This is a genomic window from Limimaricola soesokkakensis, assembly GCF_900172345.1.
Taxonomy (GTDB): Bacteria; Pseudomonadota; Alphaproteobacteria; order Rhodobacterales; family Rhodobacteraceae; genus Limimaricola; species Limimaricola soesokkakensis.
On sequence record NZ_FWFY01000005.1, the window covers coordinates 180,415 to 194,833 of the forward strand.

The window sequence follows — 14,419 nt, forward strand, 5'->3', positions numbered from 1 at the left end:
TGAGCGATCACTCAAGGGTGATGCCGGCTCTCCCGCGACAAGGCGGGACAAACCGCGCCCGAAGACCTATCTTCGGGACCATGACACGAGCCCAACCCTATGATCGCGAAACCGCGCTGGACGCGGCGCTGAATCTCTTCTGGCAGAAGGGCTATCACGCGACGTCGCTGAAGGATCTCGAAGCCGCCTTGGCGATGAAGCCCGGCAGCATCTACGCGGCCTTCAAGAGCAAGGAGGGGCTCTATCTCTCCGCACTGGAGCGGTATTTTCACCGCAATCGCGACGGTCTTCGCGCCCTCGCGGCGCAGGGTGGCTCGCCGCTCGCGGCGCTGGCCGGCCATCTGCGCAGCTTCGGACGGCAGCAGGCCGAGGAGTCCGGCCATCGCGCCTGCATGCTGGTCAAGACGCTGCTCGACGTGACCGAGCAGGACGGGGCGATCGGCCTCCGCGCGCGCGGCTACCTCGACGAGATGACCGCCGAGATCACGGCTATCTTCGAGGCGGCGCGGGATGCGGGCGAACTTCCCGAAGGGGCGGACCCGGTGCGGCTGGCCCGCAAATATCAGGCCGACATGACCGCGCTTCGGATCGAGGCACATCGCGGCGGCGACCCGGCCGCGCTCGCTGCTCTGGCCGATGACATGGCGCGCGACGTGGAGCGGCTGCGACTGGCCGAGAGCGGCTAGATCTCAAGGCCGGATACCGGCCAGACGCTCTGGTAGGGCATGGCAACCGCATGCTTGCCGTAGGGTAGGGCTGCGTCTAGCCTCGCGGTGAACTCTTCCCGGGAGGCCGCCAGATGTCCGATCAACCCAAGCTTCGCTTCGACACGCTGCAGATCCATGCCGGCGCGGCGCCCGATCCGGCGACCGGTGCGCGGCAGGTGCCGATCTACCAAACGACCTCTTACGTCTTCAGGGATGCCGATCACGCTGCCCGGCTCTTCGGTCTTGAAGAGGTGGGATACATCTATTCGCGCCTGACCAACCCGACCGTCTCGGCCCTCGCCGATCGGCTCTGCGTGCTCGAGGGCGGGGCGGGGGCGGTGTGCTGTTCCTCCGGGCACGCGGCGCAGATCATGGCGCTGTTCCCGCTGATGGGGCCGGGCTGCAACGTCGTGGTCTCGACCCGGCTCTATGGCGGCTCGGTCACGCAGTTCAGCCAGACGATCAAGCGCTTCGGCTGGTCGGCGCGCTTCGTTGACTTCGACGATCTGGAAGCCATCGAGGCGGCGGTGGACGACAACACCCGCGCCATCTTCTGCGAGTCGATTTCGAACCCAGGCGGCTATATCACCGACCTGCCGGAGGTCGCCCAACTGGCCGGGCGGGTCGGCCTGCCGCTGATCGTCGACAACACGCTGGCCACCCCCTATTTGTGCAACCCGATTGCGCAGGGCGCGACGCTGGTGGTGCATTCGACGACCAAGTACCTGACCGGCAATGGCACTGTCACCGGCGGCGCGGTGATCGACAGCGGGACGTTCGACTGGTCCGCCTCGGGCAAGTTCCCCTCGCTCGCAGCCCCCGAGCCCGCCTATCACGGGCTGAACTTCCACGAGGCGCTGGGGCCGATGGCCTTCACGTTCCATTCGATCGCGGTGGGGCTGCGTGATCTCGGCATGACGATGAACCCGCAAGCCGCGCATTATACCTTGATGGGAGTCGAGACGCTGAGCCTGCGTATGGCACGGCATGTCTCGAATGCCGAAAGGGTCGCGACCTGGCTTGAGGCCGATCCGCGCATCGACCGGGTCACCTGGGCTGGCCTGCCCTCCTCGCCATGGCATCATCGGGTCGCGAAGGTTACGCCGAAAGGGGCGGGGGCGCTGTTCACCGTCGGCGTGAAGGGGGGCTACGACGCCTGCGTGAAGCTGGTCGACAGCCTCAAGCTGTTCAGCCATGTCGCTAATCTGGGCGATACCCGCTCGCTGATCATCCATCCGGCTTCGACCACGCATCGCCAGCTTACGGCCGATCAGCAGATGGCGGCGGGGGCCGAGGCGGATCTGGTGCGGCTGTCGATCGGCATCGAGGATCCCGAGGATCTCATCGCCGATCTCGATCAGGCCCTGACGATGGCGACGGCGGGTTGAGCCGTTGGGCGCCCCCGACATGCGGCATCATGCATGACGGGGGCAGCTCGCACGGGCAATGGGCAGTGTCCCCCACTTGAAAGGTCCCGGCGTGCGGCATATACTCCTGAATTATACGCCTGCCTTGGGGGGATGCCGTGGGACGGATCAAGGTCAACCTGACGCTGGAGGCCGAACTGGCCGAAACCGCTCGGGCGCTCGGGCTCAACATGTCCCGTCTGGCCGAGGCGGCGATCGCAGAGGCCGCGAAGGCCGAGCGCAACCGCCGCTGGCGCGAGGAGAACCGCGCGGCGCTGGCGGCTTATACCGAGGAGGTCGCCCGCGAGGGCCTGCCGCTCGCCTCCTATCGCAGCTTCTGAGCACCGACCGGTATGGCGCAGTTCGACCTGTATCGCTTGGCGTCTGGAGCGCTCGTCGTCGATCTCCAGACCGATCTGATCGGCCTCGACGCGACCCGCGTCGTGGCACCCCTGCGTGAGGCCGCGCAATACGCCGCGCTTCCCGGGCTGACGCCCCGGGTCGAACATGATGACCAGTTCTGGATCGTGCGCGTGCAGGAACTCGCGGCGGTCCCGGCTTATGAGCTGAAGAACCATGTCGGGTCACTGGCCCATGAGCGCGACGCGCTGAAACGGGCATTGGACATCCTGATCGACGGCATCTGAACCTACTTTGGAACAGCAAGTGCCCGGCACCTGAATCGGAAAACCTGGCCTTCGGTCGGAGCAGTGGGCGGCGGAACCATCGCTCCTCCCTGACGGAAGCGCGCGTTTTCCTTCACCAATCTTGACATTCTGAAATATTAATATTCTAACTATTGGGATGATCGTGAAGGCCTATTCCATGCATTACCTGCTGCATGCAGCCGATCTGTTGGAGGACCGGCTGCGCCGACGGCTGGCAGAGGCCGATATCCAGCCGCGCCAAGCGCGGGTGCTCGACGCGCTCGACCGGATGGAACCTGCGTCACAGATCGCCCTCGCCCGCGCCTTCGACGTCACTCCCGCCAGCATGAGCACGATGACCGCGCGGCTGCTCGACCGAAAGCTGATCACGCGCGAGACCCATCCCGAGGCGGCGCGCAGCAACCTGCTTCGCCTTACACCGCGGGGGCGCGACCTTCTGGCCGAGATCCACGCCGCCTGGACCGACATGGACCGGCTGATGGAGACCGAGTTGGGCGCCGACAAGGCCGCCAGCCTGGCCGAGCTGACCCGTCAATTGCGGGATTCTCTCGGGGGACGCGTTCCGGGTGCGGATGAGGAACGCCCGCTGCCTAACGGGGCCCCGAGATGAACTGCCTGCTCCCTTTCGCCTAGGTCGCCTCCTTTCGTGGCTGCGGGCGGAATGCGAAGGGGCGGCGCGGCCCGATGTCGATCCGGAGTCGCAGTACAACTGCGTTCAATGCATGCTCGATCACATCTAAGACGACCTTGCGACGACCGACACCATCCCGCTGAATCCTATGGCCTCGAATCGCGAACCCGACACCTGTCGTGGCGGCGTGCCGGTCAACCGCGCTGCCGTGCCAAACCGTAACCAACCCATTCCGATCCGACTGAACCCGGGCGAATTTCGGACCAAGGGTCCATAGGGACCGACGTAATTAAAACTAACGTTTTTTCTGCCCCGCCCAGTAGGCCTGACTCTCCCGCCGCAATTTCTCATAGGAGGCGATTCTGAGGCGGGAGGCCTCACCGCCTTGGGCCACGAGCTGTGCAATCAGCGTCTCGATCAGCGCCATCGCCCCTGCATAGCAGCCGAAGTGATGGGTCGAGAGCATCGAGGCGACCAGTGTCTCGTCGGCGGCGAATTCCGGCGAGACGATCTCGCTGTCGGAGATCATGACGAGCTTCATCCCCTTGCGACTGGCAAATCGGCAGGCCTCGATGGTCTCGCGGGAGTAGGGGGTGAAGGTGATCGCGATCAACACGTCATCCACACCGGCCGTATCGAGGTCGTCGATCGGGCTGTTCATGTGCCGCGGGATCAGTTGCAACGATGGCAGCGCCATCCGCCCGACATAATGCAGGTAATAGGCCAGCGCGTAGCTGGCCCGCGCCGCGGTCAGATAGACGGTGGGTGCGGCCATCAGCATCGAGACGACGCGATCGATCTGCCCGGCCTTTACCCCTTCGAGCGTGCGCTGCACGATTGCCATCTCGTTGAGCGCGGCATCTGCCTGAATGCGACCGGGTTCGCCTTCCTCCCGAAGCCGCTCCACCCAAGCCGGCTTCTCGACCACGACCGCGGCCGAAACCAGTGCTTGGCGAAACGGCGCGCGCAGGTCGTCATAGCCTTCGAAACCAAGCCGCTCCGCGAGCCTGACCAACGTGTAAGGACTGACCCCGGCCTTGCGCGCGGTTTCGCGGATGGGGTCGAGGCCGAAATCGGACGGGTGATCGACGACGTATTTGGCTCCGACGCGCAGGCCGCGGGGCAGGGTGGGGATCTCTGCCTTGAGGGCCGCGACGACCCTGTTCTTCAATGTCGGATCCATGAGGTCTTCGATGCTGGGCCGGAACGGATGTTTTATTTTGTGACTGTTGACCAAACACGTTTTGGGAGCAAGGTTTGGTCCGATACATCGTGTCCGCGGAAACCGCCGAAGGTTCACATGCCAGCAACGCTCCCCGACCACGCCCCGCCCATTGGCGTCCACGCATATCGGATAAGGGTCTGAACCATGGCTCGACCCTTCATCATGATCGCCCCGAACGGGGCACGGCGAAGCAGGGCGGATCACCCGGCCCTGCCGGTTACCCCCGGGCAGATTGCCGAAACCGCTCAAGCCTGCCACGAGGCGGGCGCCGAGGCGCTGCATCTGCATGTGCGCGACGAGAACGGTCGGCATTCGCTCGACGCCGGACGCTATGGTGAGGCGCTTCAGGAGCTGAAGCGCCGGGTGCCGGGCATGCGGATCCAGATCACCACCGAGGCGGCGGGATTATTCGATGTCCCGGCTCAGTTGGACTGCCTGCGCCGGGTCCGGCCCGGCTGGGCCTCTATCTCGGTGCGCGAGATCGCGCGCGAGCCCGACCTTGCGCCGGATGTCTATGCCACCTGTGCCGAGCAGGGCACCGAGGTGCAGCATATCCTCTACGACACCGCCGATATCGCGCTGCTGCGCGACTGGCAGGCCCGGGGCGTGGTCGTACGGGAGCAGTCTTCAGTGCTTTTCGTCCTCGGTCGCTACGCTGCGGGCCAGGTCTCGGACCCCGCCGATCTCGACCCGTTCCGGGCCGCGATGCCGGAGGCCGTGGACTGGATGGTCTGCGCCTTCGGGCCGCGCGAGCACGCCTGCCTGATCGCGGCGGCGCAACAGGGCGGCAGCCTGCGTGTTGGCTTCGAGAACAGCCTGACCGACCATTGCGGCCAGCCCCATGCCGACAACGCCGCCTCCGTCGCGGCGCTTCGCGCCCAACTCGAAAGGCATCTTCCATGAGCGCCAAGCAAAGCCACGTTTTTCCCCGCAACTGCCATGCCGATCTTCCCGTCGCGGTGGGCGGCGAGGGATGCTACCTGATCGATACGGAGGGCAAGCGCTACTTCGACGGCTCCGGCGGTGCCGCCGTCTCCTGCCTCGGCCATTCGAACGAGCGGGTGCGCGAGGCGGTCAAACGTCAAGTAGACCAGCTCGCCTTCGCCCATACCGGCTTCTTCACCTCCGAGCCCGCCGAGGCCCTGGCCGATCTCCTGGCGACGAACGCGCCCGGCGATCTCGACCGCGTCTATTTCGTCTCCGGTGGCTCAGAGGCGGTGGAGAGCGCGATCAAGCTCGCGCGGCAATACCATGTCGAGCGCGGCGAGCCGCAGCGACGCCACTTGATCGCGCGGCGCCAGAGCTATCACGGCAACACGCTCGGCGCGCTATCGGCCGGGGGCAATGCATGGCGGCGCCAACAATTCGCGCCTCTTCTCGTGGAAATGAGCCACATCGCGCCCTGCTACGAATATGCCGAACGCCCCGAGGACGAGAGCCCCGAGGATTACGGGCGGCGCGTGGCCGATGAGCTGGAAACGGAGATCCAGCGCCTTGGCCCCGACAGCGTCATGGCCTTCATCGCAGAGCCGGTGGTCGGCGCGACGCTGGGCGCGGTGCCGGCCGTGCCGGGCTATTTCAAGCGCGTGCGCGAGATCTGCGACCGGCACGGTGTGCTGCTCATTCTCGACGAGGTGATGTGCGGCATGGGCCGGACCGGGCATCTCTTTGCCTGCGAGGCCGAAGGCATCGCCCCCGACATCCTGTGCATCGCGAAGGGCCTCGGCGCGGGCTACCAGCCGATCGGCGCGATGCTCTGCTCGGCCCCGGTCTATGACGCCATCGCCAATGGCTCCGGCTTTTTTCAGCACGGCCATACCTATGTCGGCCACCCGGTCGCTGCGGCGGCGGGGCTGGCGGTGTTGCGGGAGCTGCTCGACCACGACCTTCCGGCGCAGGTGCGGGCACGCGGCGATTACCTGCAGTCCGCGCTCGAGGCGCGTTTTGGCCAGCACCCCCATATCGGGGACATCCGTGGCCGTGGCCTGTTCCGCGGGCTGGAATTCGTGGCCGACCGCACGACCAAAACGCCTTTCGATCCGGCTAGGAGTGTCGCTGGCAAGCTGAAGAAGGCGGCCATGGCGGAGGGGCTGATTTGCTATCCGATGCCGGGCACGCGTGACGGCAAGGCGGGCGACCACCTGCTGCTCGCGCCGCCCTTCATCGCCTCGGAGGCCGATCTCGACGAGATGATCGAACGTCTGTCGCGCGCCATCGACGCGGTGCTGCCCGGGCTGTGACCTGAGCGGCAGCGCCGGGAAACGGCCTCGATCCTTCCGCGCGCTTGCAGTGGCATACCCGTTTCGGAAACGACAAGGCCGCCCTGTGGCGGCCTTGTTCCGTCGCGGCCTTACAATCCGAGCAGTCGCGGCAGGCCCAGCGAAACGGCGGGCACATAGGTGACGAGCAGCAGCGCGCCGGCAATGGCGATGTAGAAGGGCCAGATCCCGCGCACCGCCTCCTCGATGCGGATTCGCCCGACGACGCAGCCGACGAAGAGGCAGGTGCCCACCGGTGGGGTGCACAGGCCGAGGCCGAGATTGACCAGCATCATGATGCCGAACTGCTCGGGCTCCATACCGAGGCTCTTGGCGATCGGCAGGAAGATCGGCGTGCAGATCAGGATCAGCGCCGCCATGTCCATGATCATGCCCAGCACTAGAAGCATCAGGTTGATCATCAGCAGGATCAGGATCTTGTTTTCGGTCAACGTCAGCAGCGCATCCGAAAGCCGCGCCGGAACCTGGTAGAGCGCCAGCAGATAGGCGAAGGAGGCCGCGAAGCCGATCAGGATCATCACCATCGCGGTGGTGCGCACCGAGTTGACGATGGCGACGCGGAAATCCTCCCAGCTCAGGCTGCGATAGACGATGGCGGTCAGGGCCAGCGCGTAGAGCGCACCGAAAGCGCCGGATTCGGTGACGGTGAAGACGCCCGAAAGCACGCCGCCGATGATGATGATCGCGGTGACGAGGCCGGGGATCGACTCGGCCGCCGAAAGAAGGACCGCGCGCCAGCCTGGGAAGGTCTCGGCCGGGTAGTTGTGGCGGATCGCCAGGATATAGGCGGCGATGGCGAGGCAAAGGCACATCAGCATGCCCGGCACGACACCGGCCAGGAACAGCTTGGAGATCGACACGCCGCCGCCCGCGGCGATGGCGAAGATGATCATGTTGTGGCTGGGCGGGATCACGATGCCGGCGATCGATGAGGTGACGGTGACGTTGACCGCGTAGTCGGCGCGGTAGCCGCGTTCCTTCATGGTCGGCACTAGAAGCGAGCCGAGCGCCGAGATGTCGGCGATGGCCGAGCCCGAGATGCCGCCGAACAGCATGCTCGACAGGATATTGACCGAGCCCAGCCCGCCACGGATATGGCCCACCAGCGTACCGGCGAAGTTCACCAGCTTGCGCGCGATGCCACCATGCAGCATCAGCTCGCCCGCGAAGATGAAGAAGGGGATCGCGAGAAGCGAGAAGGCGGAGATGCCCGAGATCGTCCGCTGGAAGGTCATCAGGAGCGGCAGCCCCTCGAACCAGAAGGTCAGCGCGGCGGCGATTCCCATGGCAAATGCCACGGGCACGCCCAGAAGCAGCGCCGCTGCGAAAGCGCCCATCAAGACCATGAGACCCATCAGATGTTCTCCAAGATGAAGGCGTCGGTGGCGGGCCTATCGCCCAGCATCCGGCGCAGCGCGCGCGTGCCGCAGAACAGCGCTGCCAGCAGGCCGCAGATCGCGGCCGGGATGGCGCGCATTCCCTCCGGCAGATTCAGCATCGGCAGTTGCGAGGACCATCCGAAGCGCACCAGTTCGGTCGAGGCGGTGAACATGACGAGCCCGAAGCCGGTCATCGCCAGGTCCGAGATGCTGCGCAGCACCGACGAGAAGCGCGGGCCAAAGCCATCGCGCAGGAAGGTGACGCCCAGATGACCGTCGTCATGGATGCCAGCCGCGGCGCCCAGAAAGGTGATGTAGCCGACGAGGAGCAGCGACAGCTGCTCGACCCAGGTCGGCGTGGCGTTGAGCACGTAGCGGCCGAAGACCAGCCAGCCGAAGCTCGCGATCAGCACCACGAGGCAGATCGAGGCCACGAATAGGCAGGCATTGCGCAGGAAATAAAGTGCCGTGTCGAGACCGGCGGTCAGTCGAGTATGGGCAGTCATGGGCGATGTCCCGGCAAGAGGGTGGGCGAGGGCCATGCGGGCCCTCGCCGCGATGGCTCACTCGGCGTTGCGGATCATCTCGACCAGCGGCGCCATGTCGGGGTTATCGGCGACATAGGCATCGTAGACCGGGGTCATCGCTTCCTGGAAGGCGCTCTTGTCGGCGATCTCGTTGATCTCGACGCCGGCGGCCCGGAGCGTCTCGAGGCTCGCGGCCTCGCGCTCGTCCCACAGCTCGCGCTGGTAGGTGGCGCTCTCGCGGCCGGCCTCGGCCACGATCTCCTGCTGCTCAGGCGTCAGCGCGTCCCAGGACTTGAGGCTGATGCAGAGGCATTCGGGGATGATCAGGTGCTCGGTCAGCGAGTAGAACTTTGCGACCTCGTAATGGTTGGTCGATTCATAGGAGGGCGGGTTGTTCTCCGCCCCGTCGACCACCCCGGTGCGCAGCGACTGGTAGACCTCGGCGAAATCCATCGGCGTGGCGTTGCCGCCCATCGCCTCGATCATGCCGACGAAGAGGTCGTTGTTCATCACCCGCACCTTCATGCCGGCTACGTCCTCGGGCGTCTCGATCGGCGCCTCGCCGTTGTAGAAGGACCGGGCGCCCGCGGCGTACCAGCCCACCGGCACTATGCCGCGCTCGCGCATGCCCTCGCCGATCGCCTCGCCGAGCTCGCCATCCATGAGGCGGTACATCGTCGGCACGTCCCGGAAGATGAAGGGCAGCAGCGTGACATTGGCCTCGGGCACCGCCTGGCCCATCGGACCGAGGTTGAACACGCCGAAGTCGATGACCCCGAGCCGCAGCTGCTCGATCGCGTCGGGCTGCGAACCCAGCACGCCGGAATGGAAGGTCTTGGCGGTCAGCTCGCCGCCCGTGCGCTCCTCGACCAGATCGGCGAAGCGCTCCATTCCGTGGCTGACGGGATAATCCTCGACATGGATGTTCCAGCCGCGCCATTCCTCCGCCGCGACGGTTCCGGCGATCGCGGTCGCAGCCAAGGCGCCGCACAGCATATTCCTGATGAACATGTTTCCTCTCCTCCCTCGTTTGTAATTTTTGATTCTTACTTCCGATTACAAAAAATATCAACATGCATGTTGCGCAGTGGGTGACGCACACATGGGAGGCGCCCTGTGGCGGTAGAAAAGGAAGGGATCGGAGGCACCTTGTCAAAATAGCAATTACAAATCTTGACAAGATGCGGGCTGGCCGCATAGTTTGGTTTCGACATCAAGCAGAGCCGTCACGGGACGGGCAGGAGGGGACGATGGAGATGACGGCGCTCGGGGCGCAGACCCATGCGAGGCTGATGCAGGTCAGCACGGCGACCTTGACGACCGCGCTGTTCAAGCGCGGCTTCCGCAACATCTACCTGCAGGGGCCGCAGCGGCTTCGCGCCGGGCGCAACATGGTGGGGCTGGCCTATACGCTGCGCTACATCCCGGCGCGCGAGGATCTCGACGTGCTCGAGAGCTTCGCCGACCGCGAGAACGCGCAGCGCAAGGGGGTCGAGGAATGCCCGGATGGCGCAGTCTTCGTGATCGACTCGCGCGGGGACGCAACCGCGGCCTCCGCCGGCTGCATTCTGGCGACGCGGCTGCAGCAGCTGGGCTGCGCCGGCATCGTCACCGATGGCGGCTTCCGCGACACGCCGGAGATCGCGCAACTCGAGATGCCCGCCTATCATTCGCGCCCCAGCGCGCCCACCAACCTCACCAAGCACCACGCCGTGGCGATCAACGATCCGATCGCCTGCGGCGGCGTGTCGGTTTTTCCCGGTGACGTCATTGTCGGAGACAACGAGGGAGTTGTATGTATTCCTCGTCACATGGCCGATGAGGTCGCCGAGGAAGCGGTCGAAATGACGTCCTTCGAGGACTTCGTGATGGAGGAGGTGCAGAAGGGCGCTTCGACCTTCGGCCTCTATCCGCCGACCGATCCGGCCACCAAGGGGAAGTACAGCGCATGGCGACAGGCAAACGGGCGATAGAGTTCCCGCAGGCAGCGGCCCCGGTCAGGGCCGCCCGCGACACCGGCGACCGGACGCTGGCCGACACGGTCTATGAAAGCGTACTGTCGCGGATCGTGAAGGGCGACTTTGCGGTGGGGGAGAAGCTTCCCACCGAGCACGAGCTCAGCCTCGAGATGGGCGTGTCACGCCCGGTGCTGCGTCAAGCGCTCAAGCAGCTGCGCGAGGACGGGGTCGTGGTGTCGCGCCAAGGCTCCGGCTCCTTCGTGCGGCGCAAGCCTGAGGAGGCGGTGCTCGATTTCGCGCCGATCGGCTCGATCGCCGACATCCAGCGCACCTTCGAGTTCCGCGCCGCGATCGAGGGCGAGGCCGCCTTTCTCGCGGCGCAGCGCCGGTCCGAGCGGGAGTTGCGGCAGATCCAGCAGGCGCTGGAGGAGCTCGATCGCTGCGTGCGTACCGGCGAGCTTGGCGTCGATGCCGACGAGGCGTTCCACTCGGCGGTCTGCGCCGCTTCCGACAACCATTACTTCGTTTCCGCGCGCAACTCGATGAAGGCCAACATCCTCACCGGCCTCAACCTCACCCGCAACCTGTCGCTGACCAAGTCGCAGGAGCGGCTGGCGATGGTGCAGGCCGAGCATGACGCGATCTACGAGGCGATCTCGGAGCGCGATGGCGACGCGGCGCGGCGTGCCATGCGCAGCCATATCGAGAACGCCCGCAGGCGGGTCTTCGAGGGCGATATCGGCCACGCCTGACGCGGCCGTGACGGCATGATTTGAAGGGCCCCCGCCATGGCGGGGGCCTTTGGCGTTCAGCTGGTCGGCAGGCCGTGCGCTTCCATGAAATCGGCGCGGCGCGGGGTGAATGCGTCGATCAGCACGCCTTCCTCGAGGCACAGGCAGGAATGCTCGGCGTTCGAGGGGATCAGCATCGCGTCGCCCGGGCCCAGGTCGCGGGTCTCGCCCGAGACGGTGAAGCGGAACAGCCCCGAGGTCACGTAGGTCGTCTGGACGTGCGGATGATGGTGCGGCAGGCCGCGCCCATCCTTCTCGAAGCGGAACTCGACCATCATCAGCTCGGGGTTCTCGCACAGGATGCGCCGCTGGGCGCCGGGGCCGGAGGTCATCCAGGCCTCCGGGGTATCGCTGTTCACCTGCATCATCGTCTCCTCTCTCGTGGCAGATCGCCGCGCGCCGTCGCGGCGCGGGGCATGACAGGGGCCTCCGGGCGGGGAGGCCGAACAAATTCCGTCCCGTTCCGGGGCGCGGCGACCGGAACTTGTAAAGTCCCGTTCGACAGCGTGCGTTCCGTCGCACAGGGCGCGCCAATGGGCGATAAAGCGCTTGTTAACACTTCTTTCCCGCGTGACATTCGCGCGTCTTTCAGCAGCCGAGACATGAGCTTGTTAACAGTTGATTGCCGGTTTGCCAGTCAGTTGTCAATATTTGTATTGATCACTCCTGACGAATCCGGTAGCCATGCTGCCAGTGCTTCCACGTCGGGGCCGAAAGGGAGGGGACCATGTCAGGCGTCAGTCTCAAGGGAATCGTCAAACGCTATGGGGCGCTCGAAGTCGTCCACGGCATCGATCTGGAGATCGCACCCAAGGAGTTCGTGGTGCTTGTCGGGCCTTCGGGCTGCGGCAAGTCCACGACGCTGCGAATGATCGCCGGGCTCGAAGAAATCTCGGACGGCACCTGCCGCATCGGCGACCGGGTCGTGAACCGCGTGGCTCCCAAGGATCGCGACGTGGCGATGGTGTTCCAGAATTACGCGCTCTACCCGCATCTGAGCGTCGCCGACAACATCGCCTTCGGGCTGCGCATCCGCCGCACGCCCAAGGCGGAGATCGCATCCTCGGTCGAGGAAGTGGCCGGGATCCTCGGGCTCACCGCCTATCTCGACCGCCGCCCCGCCGATCTCTCGGGCGGTCAGCGCCAGCGCGTCGCCATGGGCCGCGCCATCGTGCGCCACCCGGAGGTGTTCCTCTTCGACGAACCGCTGTCGAACCTCGACGCCAAGCTGCGCACCCAGATGCGCGCCGAGATCAAGCGGCTGCACAAGCGGCTCGGCGTCACCTCGGTCTACGTCACGCACGACCAGGTCGAGGCGATGACGCTGGCCGACCGCATCGTGGTGATGCGCGACGGCCGGATCGAGCAGATCGGCACGCCGATGGAGCTGTTCAACAACCCGGTCAACACCTTCGTCGCGGGCTTCATCGGCTCACCGCCGATGAACCAGTTCGACGCTGTGGTCGAAACCGGCGAGCGCGGCCCGGTCGCGGTCGCCAACGGCGCCCGGATCGCGCTGCCGGCGCTCGATAGCCTGCGCCACGCGCAGGGCCGAAAGATCATCGTCGGCATCCGCCCCGAGCACGCCTCGATCGAACCCATCGGCGGTGGCTCGACGGTGCCGGTCGAGCTTGACCTGATCGAGACGCTGGGCTCCGAGGCGCTGCTGCACACCTCGATCGGCGACGTGCCCTTCGTCATCAAGGCCGAGACCGGTGGCGACACCGATCACTTGAGCGGCGTCAACGCCTTCCACGTGCCGGTCGACCGGATCAAGGTCTTCGACCACGACACCGGCCGGGTGCTGGGAGGCTCCCGGATGGGGGTGGCGGCATGAGCCAGCAGGAGCATATCGGCCCCTCCACCGAGGAGTTGGTCATCGAGTCGCGCGAGGCCTTGCGCGACCGGGCCCGCCGTCGCGCCGCACGGCTCGGCGATCATTTCAAACGCGAGTGGCAGATCTACGTGCTGCTGCTTCCGACGATCATCTGGTTCCTGCTGTTTCTCTACAAGCCGATGTACGGGCTGCAGATCGCCTTCAAGGACTACTCGATCTTCCGCGGCATCGACGGCAGCCCGTGGATCGGCTTCGAGCATTTCCGCACGCTGTTCGAGAACGACCAGTTCCTGCGGGCGATCCGGAACACCGTGATCATCAGCTTCTTCACCCTGCTGTTCGGTTTTCCGGCGCCGATCATCCTGGCGCTGATGTTCAACGAGATCCTGAACCAGACCTACAAGCGCACCGCGCAGACCATCGTCTACCTGCCGCATTTCATCTCGACGGTGATTATCGCGGGCATCGTCATCACGGCCTTCAGCCCTTCGGCAGGGATCGTGAACACCATCCTCGAATGGCTGGGCATGGACCCGATCTACTTCCTGACCAAGCCCGAATGGTTCCGGCCGATCTTCGTGGGCTCCGGCATTTGGCAGGAGGCGGGATTCCAGTCGATCGTCTATCTCGCCGCCATCGCGGGCGTGAACCTCTCGCTCTACGAGAGCGCGGTGGTCGACGGCGCCAGCCGCTGGCAGATGATGTGGAAGGTGACGCTGCCCTCGATCCTGCCGACGATCATCATCATGCTGATCATCCGCATCGGCAACCTGTTGGAAGTGGGCTTCGAGCTGATCATTCTGCTCTACCAGCCGGCCACCTACGAGACGGCCGACGTGATCAACACCTTCATCTACCGCCAGGGTCTGCAGCAGGGGCAATACGACCTCGCCGCCGCGGCCGGCCTGTTCAACGCCGTCGTCGCCTTCATCCTGGTGATGACCGCCAACACCATCTCCAAGCGCGTGTCGCGCACGTCGCTGTGGTGAGGAGGACGCGCCAATGGCCAAC

16 protein-coding genes are annotated in these 14,419 nt (G+C 65.5%); 11 read left to right on the forward strand and 5 right to left on the reverse strand.

What is annotated here, in order from left to right; all coding sequences use genetic code 11:
* Positions 1-80: 80 nt before the first annotated feature.
* The 5 genes from LOS8367_RS10495 (at position 81) to LOS8367_RS10515 (ending at position 3,391) form a co-directional block, all read left to right on the forward strand.
* A complete protein-coding gene (locus tag LOS8367_RS10495) occupies positions 81-686 on the forward strand; it encodes a TetR/AcrR family transcriptional regulator (RefSeq protein ID WP_085896456.1) in 606 nt (201 codons plus the stop codon).
* Between the two features lie 113 nt (positions 687-799).
* Positions 800-2,095, forward strand: coding sequence for an O-acetylhomoserine aminocarboxypropyltransferase/cysteine synthase family protein (locus LOS8367_RS10500; protein ID WP_085896459.1), 1,296 nt, complete (start codon positions 800-802; stop codon positions 2,093-2,095).
* A 137-nt stretch (positions 2,096-2,232) separates the two neighbouring features.
* Complete coding sequence (locus tag LOS8367_RS10505; RefSeq protein ID WP_085896460.1) at positions 2,233-2,454, forward strand: type II toxin-antitoxin system CcdA family antitoxin; 222 nt, start codon at positions 2,233-2,235, stop codon at positions 2,452-2,454.
* Positions 2,455-2,466: 12 nt separating this feature from the next.
* Positions 2,467-2,760: a CcdB family protein gene (locus tag LOS8367_RS10510; protein WP_085896461.1), complete on the forward strand. Its 294-nt coding sequence runs from the start codon at positions 2,467-2,469 to the stop codon at positions 2,758-2,760.
* Positions 2,761-2,917: 157 nt separating this feature from the next.
* Complete coding sequence (locus LOS8367_RS10515; protein WP_085896464.1) at positions 2,918-3,391, forward strand: MarR family winged helix-turn-helix transcriptional regulator; 474 nt, start codon at positions 2,918-2,920, stop codon at positions 3,389-3,391.
* Positions 3,392-3,707: 316 nt separating this feature from the next.
* On the opposite strand, the gene LOS8367_RS10520 is transcribed toward LOS8367_RS10515, so the two are convergent.
* A complete protein-coding gene (locus tag LOS8367_RS10520) occupies positions 3,708-4,649 on the reverse strand; it encodes a MurR/RpiR family transcriptional regulator (RefSeq protein ID WP_306456260.1) in 942 nt (313 codons plus the stop codon).
* 132 nt (positions 4,650-4,781) lie between these two features.
* Between LOS8367_RS10520 and LOS8367_RS10525 the strand changes: the two genes are divergently transcribed.
* Positions 4,782-5,540: a beta-keto acid cleavage family enzyme gene (locus tag LOS8367_RS10525; RefSeq protein WP_085896468.1), complete on the forward strand. Its 759-nt coding sequence runs from the start codon at positions 4,782-4,784 to the stop codon at positions 5,538-5,540.
* A complete protein-coding gene (locus LOS8367_RS10530) occupies positions 5,537-6,877 on the forward strand; it encodes an aspartate aminotransferase family protein (RefSeq protein ID WP_085896470.1) in 1,341 nt (446 codons plus the stop codon). The genes LOS8367_RS10525 and LOS8367_RS10530 overlap by 4 nt, the downstream gene beginning before the upstream one ends.
* 110 nt (positions 6,878-6,987) lie before the next feature.
* On the opposite strand, the gene LOS8367_RS10535 is transcribed toward LOS8367_RS10530, so the two are convergent.
* The 3 genes from LOS8367_RS10535 to LOS8367_RS10545 are packed head-to-tail and all read right to left on the reverse strand — an operon-like array spanning position 6,988 to position 9,833.
* Complete coding sequence (locus LOS8367_RS10535; RefSeq protein WP_085896472.1) at positions 6,988-8,271, reverse strand: TRAP transporter large permease; 1,284 nt, start codon at positions 8,269-8,271, stop codon at positions 6,988-6,990.
* Entirely contained in the window at positions 8,271-8,801 is a 531-nt protein-coding gene (locus tag LOS8367_RS10540; protein ID WP_085896475.1) for a TRAP transporter small permease, read from the reverse strand. The genes LOS8367_RS10535 and LOS8367_RS10540 overlap by 1 nt, the downstream gene beginning before the upstream one ends.
* Positions 8,802-8,858: 57 nt before the next feature.
* Positions 8,859-9,833 carry a TRAP transporter substrate-binding protein gene (locus tag LOS8367_RS10545; RefSeq protein ID WP_085896476.1) on the reverse strand — a complete coding sequence of 325 codons (975 nt, stop codon included), beginning with the start codon at positions 9,831-9,833 and terminating at the stop codon, positions 8,859-8,861.
* A gap of 239 nt (positions 9,834-10,072) precedes the next feature.
* Between LOS8367_RS10545 and LOS8367_RS10550 the strand changes: the two genes are divergently transcribed.
* Both LOS8367_RS10550 and LOS8367_RS10555 read left to right on the forward strand, forming a co-directional pair.
* On the forward strand, positions 10,073-10,795 hold the full coding sequence (locus LOS8367_RS10550) for a ribonuclease activity regulator RraA (protein WP_242665562.1): 723 nt from the start codon (positions 10,073-10,075) through the stop codon (positions 10,793-10,795).
* Positions 10,771-11,532: a FadR/GntR family transcriptional regulator gene (locus tag LOS8367_RS10555; RefSeq protein WP_085896477.1), complete on the forward strand. Its 762-nt coding sequence runs from the start codon at positions 10,771-10,773 to the stop codon at positions 11,530-11,532. The genes LOS8367_RS10550 and LOS8367_RS10555 overlap by 25 nt, the downstream gene beginning before the upstream one ends.
* Positions 11,533-11,588: 56 nt before the next feature.
* Here the strand turns inward: LOS8367_RS10555 and LOS8367_RS10560 are convergent, their stop codons facing one another.
* Complete coding sequence (locus LOS8367_RS10560) at positions 11,589-11,936, reverse strand: cupin domain-containing protein (protein WP_085896523.1); 348 nt, start codon at positions 11,934-11,936, stop codon at positions 11,589-11,591.
* Positions 11,937-12,298: 362 nt separating this feature from the next.
* On the opposite strand from LOS8367_RS10560, the gene LOS8367_RS10565 reads away from it, so the two are divergent.
* Positions 12,299-13,408 carry an ABC transporter ATP-binding protein gene (locus LOS8367_RS10565; protein ID WP_085896478.1) on the forward strand — a complete coding sequence of 370 codons (1,110 nt, stop codon included), beginning with the start codon at positions 12,299-12,301 and terminating at the stop codon, positions 13,406-13,408.
* Entirely contained in the window at positions 13,405-14,397 is a 993-nt protein-coding gene (locus tag LOS8367_RS10570; RefSeq protein ID WP_085896479.1) for an ABC transporter permease, read from the forward strand. Before LOS8367_RS10565 ends, LOS8367_RS10570 begins: the two co-directional genes overlap by 4 nt.
* The last annotated feature ends 22 nt before the right edge of the window (positions 14,398-14,419 follow it).

What these genes read in the sequence shown, in the direction of transcription:
- LOS8367_RS10495 (WP_085896456.1), top strand. Translation starts at nt 81, where the DNA reads ATGACACGAGCCCAACCCTATGATCGCGAAACCGCGCTGGACGCGGCG.
- LOS8367_RS10500 (WP_085896459.1), top strand. Translation starts at nt 800, where the DNA reads ATGTCCGATCAACCCAAGCTTCGCTTCGACACGCTGCAGATCCATGCC.
- LOS8367_RS10510 (WP_085896461.1), top strand. Translation starts at nt 2,467, where the DNA reads ATGGCGCAGTTCGACCTGTATCGCTTGGCGTCTGGAGCGCTCGTCGTC.
- LOS8367_RS10515 (WP_085896464.1), top strand. Translation starts at nt 2,918, where the DNA reads ATGATCGTGAAGGCCTATTCCATGCATTACCTGCTGCATGCAGCCGAT.
- LOS8367_RS10525 (WP_085896468.1), top strand. Translation starts at nt 4,782, where the DNA reads ATGGCTCGACCCTTCATCATGATCGCCCCGAACGGGGCACGGCGAAGC.
- LOS8367_RS10530 (WP_085896470.1), top strand. Translation starts at nt 5,537, where the DNA reads ATGAGCGCCAAGCAAAGCCACGTTTTTCCCCGCAACTGCCATGCCGAT.
- LOS8367_RS10535 (WP_085896472.1), bottom strand. Translation starts at nt 8,271, where the DNA reads ATGGGTCTCATGGTCTTGATGGGCGCTTTCGCAGCGGCGCTGCTTCTG.
- LOS8367_RS10540 (WP_085896475.1), bottom strand. Translation starts at nt 8,801, where the DNA reads ATGACTGCCCATACTCGACTGACCGCCGGTCTCGACACGGCACTTTAT.
- LOS8367_RS10545 (WP_085896476.1), bottom strand. Translation starts at nt 9,833, where the DNA reads ATGTTCATCAGGAATATGCTGTGCGGCGCCTTGGCTGCGACCGCGATC.
- LOS8367_RS10550 (WP_242665562.1), top strand. Translation starts at nt 10,073, where the DNA reads ATGGAGATGACGGCGCTCGGGGCGCAGACCCATGCGAGGCTGATGCAG.
- LOS8367_RS10555 (WP_085896477.1), top strand. Translation starts at nt 10,771, where the DNA reads ATGGCGACAGGCAAACGGGCGATAGAGTTCCCGCAGGCAGCGGCCCCG.
- LOS8367_RS10560 (WP_085896523.1), bottom strand. Translation starts at nt 11,936, where the DNA reads ATGCAGGTGAACAGCGATACCCCGGAGGCCTGGATGACCTCCGGCCCC.
- LOS8367_RS10565 (WP_085896478.1), top strand. Translation starts at nt 12,299, where the DNA reads ATGTCAGGCGTCAGTCTCAAGGGAATCGTCAAACGCTATGGGGCGCTC.
- LOS8367_RS10570 (WP_085896479.1), top strand. Translation starts at nt 13,405, where the DNA reads ATGAGCCAGCAGGAGCATATCGGCCCCTCCACCGAGGAGTTGGTCATC.